The organism is Vibrio viridaestus (genome assembly GCF_003856525.1).
GTDB classification, from domain to species: Bacteria; Pseudomonadota; Gammaproteobacteria; order Enterobacterales; family Vibrionaceae; genus Vibrio; species Vibrio viridaestus.
Map to the genome: position 1 here is coordinate 218208 of NZ_RJVQ01000001.1, position 12779 is coordinate 230986.

Here is a 12779-nt window from a genome sequence, read left to right on the forward strand (position 1 = left end):
TATGCGCATAGTCACGTCTTAATGACATAAAAGGGAGAGAGAGATGGCGACCTTATCAACAATAATGGATACAAATAGTTTTCGTCCTGAGCATAGGGACATGCTCAGTGACGATATAAGTAAGCTAACGGATAAAAGAGAAAAAGTTCTGGGTAATTCTTATAGACTGTTTTATCGCAATCCAGTTCATCTGGTTAAAGGTAAAGGCCAATATTTATGGGATGCATCAGGTCGTAAGTACCTTGACGTTTACAATAACGTTGCCAGTATTGGTCACTGTCACCCCGCTGTTATTGAAGCAGTAAACCAGCAAATGCAAGAAATCAATACACACACGCGCTATTTACATGAACGAATTCTTGATTACTCAGAGTCCATTTTGGAAACAGTACCTAGTGCTGTAAATAAAGCGATGTATATGTGTACTGGTTCTGAAGCCAACGATCTAGCAATGCGTGTTGCTCGTGCTTATACCGGAGGTACAGGCATTATCGTAACTCAAGAGGCCTATCACGGAACCAGTGAACTTACTTCTGGAGCCTCGCCAGCGCTCGGTACAGGACAAGCCCTAGCCTCAACCACAAGATTAGTGCAGGCCCCTGATCCATATCGAGTAAAAACCGATAATATGGCGGCTTGGTTTGCGAACGAAATACAAAAGCAAATCGATGATATGGCAGCTCATGGCATTAAGTTCGCTGGATTTATGGCCGATTCTATTTTCTCTTCTGATGGTGTACTACCTGGAGAAAAGGGATTCATGCAAGCTGCAATTGATACCGTCCATAAAAATGGCGGCGTATTCATCGCAGACGAAGTTCAACCTGGTTTTGGTCGTACGGGTGACGCATTCTGGGGATTTGCTCGACATGGTTTAGTGCCAGATATGGTAACGTTAGGTAAGCCAATGGGTAACGGCATTCCAGTTTCCGGTCTTCTTGCCAAAGACGATGTTTTGGCCTCGTTCAGCGATCACATTCCTTATTTTAATACCTTTGGTGGTAACCCGGTTTCAATGGCGGCGGCTCAGGCTGTACTTAAGGTTATCAAAGAAGAAAAACTTCAGGAACACAGCCAGAAAGTTGGGGCTACGCTTTTAAATGAACTAAAACATCTTGAGAAAACGTACGACTGTGTTGGTAATGTACGTGGCGCTGGTCTATTTATTGGCTTTGAATTTGTGACCAATAAAGACGACAAAACACCGGATCGTTCCCTCGCTCTCGATTCACTTGAAGTACTGCGCGAAGAAGGCATTCTAACGTCTGTCGCTGGACCTCATGGTAACGTACTGAAATTACGCCCGACACTCGCGTTTCAAGAACACGATATAGACTGGCTTGTCAGTTCGCTAGAGAAAACCATCAAAACGTTGCGCCCATAAGCGTAACTTTATGAAAATTGTAAGACGTGAAGATGGTAATAACGTTCTTTTTGGTGCGTTATTACCAAATAAGACATGACGGCCTCACAGTACACTGTGTAATTTAATTAGACTCAATGTGTAATTATTGGTAGTTTACTCACCTTAAGTGGGGTTTACGTTTTATTCCTATGCCTCACAATAATGATAATGGTCAAAGGTTATGGAGTAATTAGACCTATGTGGACGCACGAACGACACAATGAAATCGTCAGCCGAATTTCTGTCACAGGGAAAATATCAACGAATGATTTGGTTGATGGACTCTCCGTATCCAGAGAAACGGTTCGACGAGACCTATTAGAACTAGAGCAACAAGGCGTCGTGCAGAGAGTTCATGGAGGTGCGGTACTGATAAAATCAGTAAAAGCAGAACCATCCACTTCAATTAAAACACCTCTGCCCCATCAAGAAACACCATCAGAAAGCCGATTTGAACAACGATTAAAAGAAAAAGTTGCAGAAAAAGAAGCGATATCCAAACTCGCTTGCCAGCTTATTGAAGATGGTTCAGCCATATTTATTGACGCAGGAACCACGACTTTAACGTTTGCAAATACGCTCATTCAATCAGCCAATCGCCTTAAAATTATGACCAACTCAATTGGAATAGCTGGAATTCTAAGCACAAAACCAGATTTCGAAGTGTTGCTTTTAGGCGGTATTCCAAATGCAGAAGTAAACGCAACTTACGGTGAATTAACCCTATCTGATATCGATCGGTTTCGCGCAGATTACGCGATAATATCACCAGTTGGTGCACACAGTGTCTATGGATTCTCGAGTTATCATCTGCGTGAAGCGGAAGTAGCACGTGCCATGATGAATCACGCGAATCAACGCATTATTCTGGCCCATGCTGATAAACTTGGTGTGCAAAGCCGGGTAAAAATATGCTCTCCAGAGTATATTGACCACCTTGTTATCGATGAAACCGACGATCCGGATTTGGATTTCCCCCGTTGCCAGATCCACAAAGCCATTGTTCAGGCCTGATACTATCTATCCAAACTAACAGCGGATTTCTATGACAGGATCTGCTGTTCTATTTCTGATTTCGTTTTCATTAATTCAGTCAAATACCAATCTTTATTCTCATAGTATCTGAGCGCAGGAATACCCATAGATACTGCATAAATCGCATTGTGGCCACAATTGATAGCAAAGCCCAAACCGCAAACACCTAATGCATGCTCTTCCGAATCAATCGCGAAGCCTCGTTTCTTAATATTATCGATGACTTCGATAAGCTGAACATGGCTGGTAATCGTGTTTTGCGTTTTCTGCTCTAATCCGTTGGTTAATACAGCATAGAGTTGCTCTTGCGTGAGTTGAGCTAACATCGCTTTTCCATGAGCAGTCGTATTGATAGGAAAAGCCGTGCCTATCGGTGATACAACACGCAGCTCGTAATCCGATGGGTATTGATCCACCGAAACCGCGTAAGAACCTCGATATACAGATACATCAATGGTTTCTCTTGTTCTGCGCCCCAGAGCTTCTATCGCTGGACGCGCAACAGTCACAAAATCAGTATGTGCAGCTGTTGCCAATGCAAGTAATGCGGGCCCAAGTCTAACCCCCTCCTCATGGTGGATAACCAACTGCTCTTCTTCCAAAGAAGCAACCAGCCGGTGAACCGTCGAACGAGGTAAATCTGTTTGCCTTGCAAGCATCGTGATCGTCACGCCTTCTTTATGCATCGCAAGGATATTCAAAATTTTAGCTGTGCGGGCAATAACTTGCGTTCCGCCCTTCTCTGGCTGCTTTTCCATAAAAGCCCTCTCCCTAAAGGGTTCATTAAGCATCGATTGACATTAACTCGGATTAAACCCAATAATATAACCACATAACAAACACCTCGTCCACATAGCGGACAAATGGTGAGATAGTAAGGAGTCGCAATGAGAGCAACATCTCCATTTACTGGTTTAATTCTTCTTTCCGTCGCATGTTTAACCATCATGGTTGGATGCGTCATTGTCCCAGGTCTTCCTTTGATAGCACAAAACCTCGGCGTAGAAAACGCTTCTAGTTGGTTAGTAACACTGCCTGCTCTTGGCGTCGTTGTTTTTGGACCACTCGCCGCCAAATTTATCGATAATCTGGGGTTATATAAAGGTCTGTGCGGCGGGTTATTTGCCTATGGAGGGTTAGGTGTAATTGGTGCGTTTATAACCAACATACCCTTGCTATTCGTTGATAGATTACTTTTGGGAGGCGCAACAGCCCTAGTCATGACATCGGGAACAGGTTTGATCTCGGAACTCTACAATGGCAGCCAAAGAATGAAAATGATAGCGCTGCAAGGTATGTCAATTGAGTTGGGAGGCGTTATATTTCTCTTTGTCGGTGGCATTTTAGCAACCCTCCATTGGTCTCTACCATTTGGTCTCTATTTATTTGCATGGCTCCTGCTCATCGCTGTAAAAGCATGTATAAAGGCTCCGCATACTCCGACTCGCTCTCAGCATAAAAAATTACCGTACGAAGCATCGGCAACCGTGCGTCTAACCTGGTTTGCCGCGCTATGCTCATTAATGGTCTTTTTCATGGCTATTATTTCTCTACCCGACCGTCTTGCAACTATGAGACTCAACGAGTCCCAAACAGGATTGTTCCTTGCTTATATCTCCCTTGTCGCTGTTGCTGCGGCCTGGTTCATGCCGAAAGCTATTCACTTGTTCGGTGAAAGAAAAGTGTTACCTATAGCCTTTTTTCTATACGCTATTGGGCATACCTTATTTTTTTTCGCAACGAATACAAACCTAATGCTGGTGGGTGGATTTTTTATTGGTTTTGGATTCGGCTGGTCAGTCCCTCTAGTCAATCATATTATCGTGGACATTAGTCTGCCCGAATTTAGGGCGCGTAATTTGGCAAGATTATCAATGGCTATTTTTAGCGGACAGTTCCTATCTTCGTTTCTTACCTATATTCCTGTGGGTAAAAATGCTTTGTTTGCCATTACAGCAGCGTTTTCTATTGCGATCAGTTTTATCGTATTTATTGGATTTACTAAATTTTCGAAGAAACAGAGCGTTAGTCAAACTAGTAACAGTTAATCCTCTGGCTTTAATTAACTTTATTGTTAATTAAAATTAATTGATCTTGGGAATGTATCTTTATTTTTAAATTCATAGGGTAATTTTTACACAATATTGACGTATTCAGAATGCCATACGAAAAAACTAAATTTCCTTTATCTCAATAACAGAGAATAACAATGAAATTTAAATCGTTTTTTAAACGTCAGTGGTCTCCGGCAGCAAGAATTCTCTTGTTGCCAATCGTGTCTCTCTTATCTGTCGCCGCTCATGCAGCAACAGAAACCTGTTCTTCAACACCAACATCAGGCAATACCTATTATATTGTTAACAAAGGATCGGGGCTCGCTCTCGATGTTAACACTAACGATTCTACATCAGCACCTAACGTCATAACTTATGAATACTGGGCCCCAAATAATCAGAAATTTGTTTTGACCAAGCAAAGCGATAATTATTGGACCATCAAATCCGTTTATAACAGTAAGGTATTAGACGTATTAAACTCCTCAACTTCGGATGGAGCCAATGTATTGGTTTACTCTGACTGGAGCGGTGATAACCAACGTTGGGAACTTAAAGCTCAGTCATCTGGCGGTTTCAAAATCGTTAACAAAAATTCTCAGAAATCTCTCACGGTGGGAGGCTCAACTAACGGTTCCAATGTTTATCAAAACGATGACCAGTCTTTAAGCTCGCAAAGATGGTATATCAATCCGGTGAGCGGTTCATGTGGTGATTCCGACTCGGACTTAGTGGGCTTCGCGGCTCAATCTGGTGATGATGGCCTGAGCACCACCACTGGCGGGTCAGCTGGCAGTACGATTACAGTATCAAGTTGTAGTGCCCTTACTTCTGTACTGACTTCGAGTTCAGCTTACGTTATCCAAATTCCAGACAATACAACGATCGACTGTAGAACATCCGACAGAACAGTAGCTGCCTGTGCTCTTGATTGTGCGACTTGGGGTGACGATGGCAAGACGTGGTATCGCATACCCACCAGCTCACAAAGTTGTAGCGATCTGGGTAGCAGCAGTAACAGCACCGTCAACGTCACACGCAATGAATCGACGATTTATGTAAAATCGAATAAAACACTTGTTGGATTGGGCAGCGGTTCGAAACTTATTGGGGCGAACCTGTACCTTAGCGGTGTTGAAAACGTCATAGTGAAAAACCTGACGATTTCCAATATCAACCCTGCTCTTGTTGAAGCAGGAGATGGTATTACCGTCAACGATAGCACCCACGTATGGGTCGACCACGTTGCGTTTAGCAAAATAAGTGATGGCTATATAGATGTCGATGAAAGTGAGAATGTTACTCTGAGTTGGAACCGCTTCTACGGATACAACGCAGAAGTCTGTGCAAATCAGCATTGGTACACTCACCTAATTCAAGACTCTCAAGTCACCTTCCATCATAACTTTTGGGATACAGCGGCAGGTCGTAATCCGAAGATTGACGGTTCAAAGGCACGGGTTCATCTATTCAATAACTATTGGAAAGACATTACCTATTTCTCAATCGGGGCCGATGACAGTGCAGAAGTGTTAGTCGAAAATAACTACTTTGAAAATAGCGCACGTCCACAATGGAATATGGGCTCAGCCTATTTTGAGGCATCAGGGAATACTTACACTGGCGCGTCTTCTACATCTCAATATATCGACAGTGGCGCAACGGTGTTCAGCGATATTGATATGTATGATTACACCTTAGAATCGGCCAGCTCTCTTGGGAGTGAAGTCGACGGTGGTACAGGTCCACAATAAGCGTTCAACGTTCGTCAGGAAAAGCCACACCAAGTGGCTTTTTCTCCCTATCTTAGTTCAACCAGTCCCATATAAGTGCATTTAAAGCCAATATTCCGAGTACAAAGATTACTTAAGCCGTTATCTTACTTTGCCTACGTAAACCTCTGAAGTTATGGCACAAATATTGTTTCTATCTAGATAACTCACGACAAAGGACTGCGCACCATGAACGGAAATAATGACTACCCTCTAAGTGAAGTGCCCCAGCAAAACCGCAAAGGGCTTATATCGATGGCCGCTGTATTGCTCGGATTTACCTTTTTTACGTCAACAATGTGGGCTGGCGGTAGCCTAGGAACCGCCTTTTCAATCACGGACCTGATGCCCGTATTAATTGTAGGAAACCTCATTTTAGGAATATACGCTGCCGCATTAGGATATATCGCTTATAAAACTGGGCTGAATACGGTACTTTTAGGTCGATATTGCTTTGGAGAAGTCGGCAGTAAGTTATCGGATTTTGTCCTTGGTTTTACACAAATTGGCTGGTATGCATGGGGCGTAGCAACAATCGCTATTGTCTTAACTAAACTCTGTGGCCTAGATGCAAGCTGGGAAGTTCCACTCATGATTGTATTTGGGTTTGGCTTTTGTATTTCAGCCTCAATCGGTTATCGGGCAATGGAGATCATATCCAAAATTTCAGTCCCCCTTATGTTGGTCTTTATCGGTATCTGCTTCTACAAAGGGTTTATTGATGCGCAAGGCATTGCGGGACTAGTCGGGATTCAACCTAAAGATAATATGACTTTCAGTGCAGCAGTTACTGTAGTTATCGGCACTTTCATCAGTGGTGGTACACAGGCAACCAACTGGAGCCGCTTTTCAAAAACAGGTAAAACGGCCGTTATAGCCACTCTGTTAGCCTTTTTTATCGGCAATGGGCTGATGATTTTCGTTGGCGCCTTTGGTGCAATGATTTATCAGCAATCGGATATTGTCGATGTTCTCGTAGCTCAGGGATTTATGCTGACCGCTGTATTAATGCTGTTTGCCAATATCTGGACGACACAAGACAACACCATCTATAACTTCGCGGCGGCGGGTTGTAATTTATTCCGTACAGAGAAACGCCGCTTGATTACCATCGTTGGTGCTGGAATCGGTACACTACTAGCTATCTTTGGTATGTATAACTACCTGATTCCGTTTTTAGTATTACTCGGTACGTTTATCCCACCTATTGGCGCAATAATCATGACCAATTTCTGGTTGGTTCATAAAGGAAATCCACCAAAGTTGAATTCAGCTTCTCTACCAGCCTTTGATTCTCAGGGACTATCTGCTTATATTCTGGGTTCGGCTGCGGCTTACGCGTCACCATGGATGCCGCCTATTATTGGTATGGTCACCGCATCAATTTGTTATGCAATCCTCGTTTCTGTGTTTTCAACACGAGGTAACGCAGCAAGAGTAAGCTAAAATTTAACTCAATCAACCATAAAATGTCCGGTGCGAATAGACACCGGACTTATAATAACAAGGGGAAGCTTATGAAAATTATAAATGCCCGCCTTCGTCACCATCCTGAACTCTTCACGATTCATTGTTCTAATGGCATTTTTACCAAAATTGAAAAGCAGCCAAACCTATTAGATGAAGAAGCTGATATAAACGCCAACAGCCAACTCCTTTGTGCTCCCTTTGTCGAACCGCATATTCATCTTGATGCGGTATTAACCGCCGGAGAACCTCGATGGAATAAGAGCGGAACATTGTTTGAAGGAATTGAATGCTGGGCTGAACGTAAAGAAATGCTCAGTATTGAAGATGTTCAATCACGAGTCATGAAAGCTGCAGAGCTTCTGATTCGTAATGGAGTCCAACATATCAGAACTCATGTTGATGTGACTGATCCTTCACTCACCGCATTAAAAGCCATCGTCCCATTAAAAGAAAAGCTTACGCCATACCTGGATTTGCAAATTGTCGCATTTCCTCAAGAAGGCATTCTGTCATTTCCTAACGGAAAAGAGTTAATGCAAGAAGCGCTAGAAATTGGTGCCGATGTTGTAGGAGGTATACCCCACTTCGAGTTCACCCGTGAATATGGCGTCGAATCGATGCGTTGGGTTGTCGAACTAGCTAAGCAACACAATAAATTAGTCGATGTACACTGTGACGAGATTGACGACGGTAATTCACGTTTCCTCGAGGTTCTTGCTACTGCAGCACTGGAAAGTGGTATGGCAGATAAAGTCACGGCTAGCCACACGGTCGCAATGCATTCATACAACAACGCCTACTGTTCTAAGCTCTTTCGGTTGTTGAAAAAGTCCGAAATTAACTTCGTCTCGTGTCCGACAGAGAATACACATCTACAGGGTCGATTTGATACGTTTCCTAAACGACGTGGTATTACGCGCGTTAAAGAACTGCGAAATGCAGGTATCACGGTTGCTTTGGCTCAGGATTCAATCCAAGACCCTTGGTACAGTCTTGGTAATGGCAAGCTTCTGCGTCAAGTCGATTTCGCTCTTCACGCATGCCATATGATGGGCTATGACGATTTTAAAACCGCTCTAGACTTCATTACTGATAATGGTGCTAAAGTCATGCATCTATGCGAGCAATATGGCATTGGTATCGGCAAACCGGCTAACTTTATTATTCTTCAGGGTGAGGATGATGTATCGGTCATTCGGGAACAAGCCGAAGTGCTGTGGTCTGTACGTAAAGGTAAAGTCCTTATAAAACGTAAGCCATCAGTTTTACTCCAAGACATTGAATTCCAATAAGAACTTAATTGAATAGCGAGCATTGAAAAGGTTAAACAATCGCTGAATTTATGCTCGCTAATTCCTGAACTTACCAAGGTTGCATAAGGGTAATAATAAATTAAACTAAAAAATCCTATCTATTTTATAGATTACGTGTAAAGTGTACCCAGCTCTGAACATGAGCTATTGATGAATCATTGAGTCCAAGTCTCTACTAAGTTTATTTCCGAATCTCTTTTCGTTATTCAACTCCTGCGGCAACTTTTTCTTTATCTTCCATTAAATAGCCTCTATTTGGAACTTTAAATTATTAATGAGGTTTTTATGTCAAACAAAACAACAGGTTCCGTAAAGTGGTTTAACGAAACAAAAGGGTTTGGGTTCATCACTCCAGATAACGGTAGCGCAGACCTATTCGTTCATTTCAATTCAATAGTATCTGAAGGCTTCAAAACGCTTTTAGAGGGTCAGAAGGTCAGCTTCACTGTTGAGCAAGGTAAGAAAGGCCCGAACGCTACAAATATAACAATTATATAACCCACCTTTAATATCGTCTTCCAAAGGAAAACCTATGAGAAAACCAAGACCTAAACCGGGTAGAAAACAAGAAAAAATGAAAGAAAAAGCTTGGAAAAATGGCTGTGAAGCTAAGTTTGAGCAAATGGTAGCAAACTACCATAAAGAAAAAGAAGTTCTCGCTTCAATGGAAGAAGGCTCAGATGAGTACAATAAGCAGAAAAAGCACTGTGATTCTCTCTTCGCAAGCGCCGAAAAATTCTTTTCTCAGTATCAGTAAATAATTTGCACATAGCTTTTCAGGCAAGCCGCCTAACCGAGCGGCCCTATTTTATATAGGGTCACTTAACCATTCTGACAATATCGTCATCACACTTCATCTTCTAATTAAAGCGTTTCGAATCATATAAACCACTGTTTTTGCAATCTTAAAAAGACACTTTCAATAGGTATTCACTCTAGCGTCCCTCGTGTTAGCCTATCAATATGCTTTTAATTGAGTATTCATTATGAAGAAGTGTTTAGTCGTTATCGCTCACCCCTTAAGAAATAGTCTTTGTCAATATATCGCAGAACATACAATCGAGCATCTGGTTGGGAAAGGTTATACTGTCTCGGTCAAAGATTTGTATCAGCAAGGATTCAACCCAACATTAAATTCAACCGAACGTGAAAGCTATTATAGAGACGAGTTTGATAGTTCAGACATCCTAGAGGATATAAATGAACTCAAACAGACAGAGTTTCTAGTGCTAATTTTTCCAACATGGTGGTTTGGGTTTCCCGCGATTTTGAAAGGTTGGTTTGACCGTGTTTGGGCTCCTACGCATGCGTATAATCACGCATCCGATCTTGGAGCGATACAACCCTGCCTAGATAATCTAAAGCAAGTCTATGCTATTACAACACTTGGCTCGCCTTGGTGGGTCGATGTTTTTGTCCTTTGGAAACCTGTCTATAGAACGCTAAAAATAGCGTTATTAGGAGCCTGCACTAAAAAGTGTCGATTTCAGATGTTATCTCTTTATAAAAGCGAGAATGCTCCACCTGATCGTGTAGAAAAATTCCTGAGGAAAATACGATCTAAAATTTAATTCGTCCGCTCTGGATAATTATCATCTAGGGATTAGCTTCAAGGGGTAACAGTGTGAATGTTCGACATGCTTTATCCATAGTGCTATCAATCAAATCGGAATTAAGTGTGAATATGGTAAAGTGGCTAGTTCAATATTTGATGAAGATTATATTGTCCCTAAACATATATCAAAATTAGAGAAGCTCTAATATTATCGTGGTTACAGATGGAACGACCTAATGACACTTTATAAGGACATAAACGGATGCTGGAGTTAAAGCCCAACTGCGAATGCTGCGATAAAGATCTGCCACCAGAGTCAACCGAAGCGATGATCTGTAGCTTTGAGTGCACGTTCTGTGAGGATTGTGTTGAACACATCTTAGAGAACGTCTGCCCCAACTGCGGTGGAGGCTTAACACCAAGACCAATCCGTCCTAAACTAGCCAGAAGAATTGGCGTCAGTTTCGCCGAACGTCCCGCATCCAAAAACCGTGTTGTAACCAATTACACAATCGAAGAAATTAAATCGTTCGCCGCTAGCGTTAAACATATTAAGCCGCAAGAGAGGTAGGATAAACCACCTCTCTCAAGAAAAACGTGGTCTCACCATTATGCTTTTAAGGCGTTGCTGACAGAAAGAATCGGAACCCGGTTAGAAATGGCATTGATGGCGAGATGATGAATCATTGGATCGGTTGTGGTGCAGCAATCGGCAACGATTGAAACTCGGTATTTCTCAGCACTCTTAGAGAGTACAGTGTGCGTGACACAGTTTTGCGTCATCATTCCACAAACCAGTAGCTCTTTCGTTCCTAATTGACTCAGATATTCTTCTAATTGGGTTTTGTAAAAGCTATCAGCATACTGTTTCTCAATTATTTTTGCATTTCGACATAGGCGCAGAATATCCTCGCAGATCTCTGCACCAAAGCTGTCTTTTTCAAAGAATTTAGCCTCTCCCGCTGGTGCTAAAGAAATATGTTGAACTAGGCAAATAGGTATGCCTTTCTCAATCGCATCACAAATCAATTCATTGGTGTTTCGCAACACCTCTAATGTATTCCAAAGAGGGAAACGTCCCTCTGGAAGATAATCATTCTGAAAATCTATAATAAGTAGAGCTTGTGTATTCATAGGACCGTATCCTTTTCATCGATAATTAGAAAATAGATTATGGATACTTGGTCTTATATGTGGCAGAGGCTAAAATGACACAAAATAGGCAATAAACGACAGATCCAATTTAAAAGCATGAAAACAATCATTTGCGGTATTTGTGATTATCCATCAGTACTTAAATCAGCAGTGTATGGACTGGAGGAAATGTTCAATCTCGCCAACAGAATTTGTAGTGAACTAGAAGTACCAGTTCGGTTCGAACCACTTATCACTGCCAGTACAAACTTACCTAACTCGCTATTTACTGTTGTAATACTTCCTCCATGCGCGATGAGTGATTACTACATTCATCCGATGGAGGAATTTGTTCAATGGCTGACGCAAAAATATCAAGAAGGCTCAATATTGAGCTCTGCTTGTGCAGGTACCTTTATACTTGCAGCGACAGGTGCTATCGATTCTAGAACCGTTACCACTCATTGGTCGCTATCAGACAAGTTTAAAAAACAATTTCCAACAATTCCTACAGACACCAATAAAATACTCATCAATCACGGTGACATTATTAGCGCTGGAGGGATAATGTCTTGGTTAGATTTAGGTTTTGAAATCATTGCTAAATATAGCTCACAGCTCGTTGTCAGTAGGTTAGGAAAAACGCTAGTGATGGACACAGCTCATCGAGAACAACAGTACTATAAGCAATTTAATCCAACATTTTCTCATGGAGATAAAGCCATCGTTACCGTGCAACAACAAATGCATCAAGAATATACCAATGGCCTACTTATTCATGAACTAGCTAAACAAGCAAATCTCACAATGCGTACGTTACAACGTCGTTTTCAGAAGGCGACCGGAATGAATCCAAATCAGTATTTGCAGCGCCTACGTATACAGCATGCTTGTGACTACCTCGAAACTACGACATACACTTTCGACTGGATAGCAAATAATATCGGCTATGAAGATACAAGTGCCTGCCGAAAATCATTCATTAATATAACCGGATTAACGCCCAAAGAATTTCGTCGTCGTTTTGGTTCGTAGGAATAG

General features: G+C 42.0%; 13 protein-coding genes. 11 read left to right on the top strand and 2 right to left on the bottom strand.

Annotated features, from left to right (window positions below):
- Positions 1–43 precede the first annotated feature (43 nt).
- Together EES38_RS01045 and EES38_RS01050 are read left to right on the top strand one after the other, a co-directional pair.
- The gene (locus EES38_RS01045) at positions 44–1384 is read left to right on the top strand and encodes an aspartate aminotransferase family protein (RefSeq protein ID WP_124935316.1); all 1341 of its coding nucleotides are present in this window, start codon (positions 44–46) and stop codon (positions 1382–1384) included.
- 219 nt (positions 1385–1603) lie between these two features.
- Positions 1604–2419, top strand: coding sequence for a DeoR/GlpR family DNA-binding transcription regulator (locus EES38_RS01050; protein ID WP_124935317.1), 816 nt, complete (start codon positions 1604–1606; stop codon positions 2417–2419).
- 29 nt (positions 2420–2448) lie between these two features.
- Here the strand turns inward: EES38_RS01050 and EES38_RS01055 are convergent, their stop codons facing one another.
- Positions 2449–3198 carry an IclR family transcriptional regulator gene (locus EES38_RS01055; RefSeq protein ID WP_124935318.1) on the bottom strand — a complete coding sequence of 250 codons (750 nt, stop codon included), beginning with the start codon at positions 3196–3198 and terminating at the stop codon, positions 2449–2451.
- A gap of 129 nt (positions 3199–3327) precedes the next feature.
- Between EES38_RS01055 and EES38_RS01060 the strand changes: the two genes are divergently transcribed.
- The 8 genes from EES38_RS01060 to EES38_RS01095 all read left to right on the top strand — a co-directional run bounded on the left by EES38_RS01060 (position 3328) and on the right by EES38_RS01095 (position 11175).
- On the top strand, positions 3328–4488 hold the full coding sequence (locus EES38_RS01060) for an MFS transporter (protein ID WP_124935319.1): 1161 nt from the start codon (positions 3328–3330) through the stop codon (positions 4486–4488).
- 161 nt (positions 4489–4649) lie between these two features.
- A complete protein-coding gene (locus EES38_RS01065; RefSeq protein WP_124935320.1) occupies positions 4650–6248 on the top strand; it encodes a pectate lyase family protein in 1599 nt (532 codons plus the stop codon).
- A gap of 207 nt (positions 6249–6455) precedes the next feature.
- Positions 6456–7712, top strand: a complete 1257-nt coding sequence (gene codB, locus EES38_RS01070) for a cytosine permease (protein WP_124935321.1) — start codon at positions 6456–6458, stop codon at positions 7710–7712.
- Between the two features lie 71 nt (positions 7713–7783).
- Positions 7784–9028, top strand: coding sequence for a cytosine deaminase (gene codA, locus EES38_RS01075; RefSeq protein WP_124935322.1), 1245 nt, complete (start codon positions 7784–7786; stop codon positions 9026–9028).
- Positions 9029–9334: 306 nt separating this feature from the next.
- A complete protein-coding gene (gene cspE, locus EES38_RS01080; protein ID WP_124935323.1) occupies positions 9335–9547 on the top strand; it encodes a transcription antiterminator/RNA stability regulator CspE in 213 nt (70 codons plus the stop codon).
- 76 nt (positions 9548–9623) lie between these two features.
- Positions 9624–9806: a hypothetical protein gene (locus tag EES38_RS01085; RefSeq protein WP_439333233.1), complete on the top strand. Its 183-nt coding sequence runs from the start codon at positions 9624–9626 to the stop codon at positions 9804–9806.
- A 229-nt stretch (positions 9807–10035) separates the two neighbouring features.
- Positions 10036–10620, top strand: a complete 585-nt coding sequence (locus tag EES38_RS01090) for an NAD(P)H-dependent oxidoreductase (RefSeq protein ID WP_124935325.1) — start codon at positions 10036–10038, stop codon at positions 10618–10620.
- Between the two features lie 246 nt (positions 10621–10866).
- Positions 10867–11175 (top strand): DUF1272 domain-containing protein, encoded by a 309-nt coding sequence (locus tag EES38_RS01095; RefSeq protein WP_124935326.1) that lies wholly within the window; start codon positions 10867–10869, stop codon positions 11173–11175.
- Positions 11176–11213: 38 nt separating this feature from the next.
- Here EES38_RS01095 and EES38_RS01100 read toward each other — a convergent pair whose 3' ends face one another.
- Positions 11214–11738 carry a cysteine hydrolase family protein gene (locus EES38_RS01100; protein ID WP_124935327.1) on the bottom strand — a complete coding sequence of 175 codons (525 nt, stop codon included), beginning with the start codon at positions 11736–11738 and terminating at the stop codon, positions 11214–11216.
- A 117-nt stretch (positions 11739–11855) separates the two neighbouring features.
- Between EES38_RS01100 and EES38_RS01105 the strand changes: the two genes are divergently transcribed.
- Positions 11856–12773 carry a GlxA family transcriptional regulator gene (locus EES38_RS01105; protein WP_124935328.1) on the top strand — a complete coding sequence of 306 codons (918 nt, stop codon included), beginning with the start codon at positions 11856–11858 and terminating at the stop codon, positions 12771–12773.
- The last annotated feature ends 6 nt before the right edge of the window (positions 12774–12779 follow it).

What these genes read in the sequence shown, in the direction of transcription:
- EES38_RS01045 (WP_124935316.1), top strand. Translation starts at nt 44, where the DNA reads ATGGCGACCTTATCAACAATAATGGATACAAATAGTTTTCGTCCTGAG.
- EES38_RS01050 (WP_124935317.1), top strand. Translation starts at nt 1,604, where the DNA reads ATGTGGACGCACGAACGACACAATGAAATCGTCAGCCGAATTTCTGTC.
- EES38_RS01055 (WP_124935318.1), bottom strand. Translation starts at nt 3,198, where the DNA reads ATGGAAAAGCAGCCAGAGAAGGGCGGAACGCAAGTTATTGCCCGCACA.
- EES38_RS01060 (WP_124935319.1), top strand. Translation starts at nt 3,328, where the DNA reads ATGAGAGCAACATCTCCATTTACTGGTTTAATTCTTCTTTCCGTCGCA.
- EES38_RS01065 (WP_124935320.1), top strand. Translation starts at nt 4,650, where the DNA reads ATGAAATTTAAATCGTTTTTTAAACGTCAGTGGTCTCCGGCAGCAAGA.
- codB (WP_124935321.1), top strand. Translation starts at nt 6,456, where the DNA reads ATGAACGGAAATAATGACTACCCTCTAAGTGAAGTGCCCCAGCAAAAC.
- codA (WP_124935322.1), top strand. Translation starts at nt 7,784, where the DNA reads ATGAAAATTATAAATGCCCGCCTTCGTCACCATCCTGAACTCTTCACG.
- cspE (WP_124935323.1), top strand. Translation starts at nt 9,335, where the DNA reads ATGTCAAACAAAACAACAGGTTCCGTAAAGTGGTTTAACGAAACAAAA.
- EES38_RS01085 (WP_439333233.1), top strand. Translation starts at nt 9,624, where the DNA reads ATGAAAGAAAAAGCTTGGAAAAATGGCTGTGAAGCTAAGTTTGAGCAA.
- EES38_RS01090 (WP_124935325.1), top strand. Translation starts at nt 10,036, where the DNA reads ATGAAGAAGTGTTTAGTCGTTATCGCTCACCCCTTAAGAAATAGTCTT.
- EES38_RS01095 (WP_124935326.1), top strand. Translation starts at nt 10,867, where the DNA reads ATGCTGGAGTTAAAGCCCAACTGCGAATGCTGCGATAAAGATCTGCCA.
- EES38_RS01100 (WP_124935327.1), bottom strand. Translation starts at nt 11,738, where the DNA reads ATGAATACACAAGCTCTACTTATTATAGATTTTCAGAATGATTATCTT.
- EES38_RS01105 (WP_124935328.1), top strand. Translation starts at nt 11,856, where the DNA reads ATGAAAACAATCATTTGCGGTATTTGTGATTATCCATCAGTACTTAAA.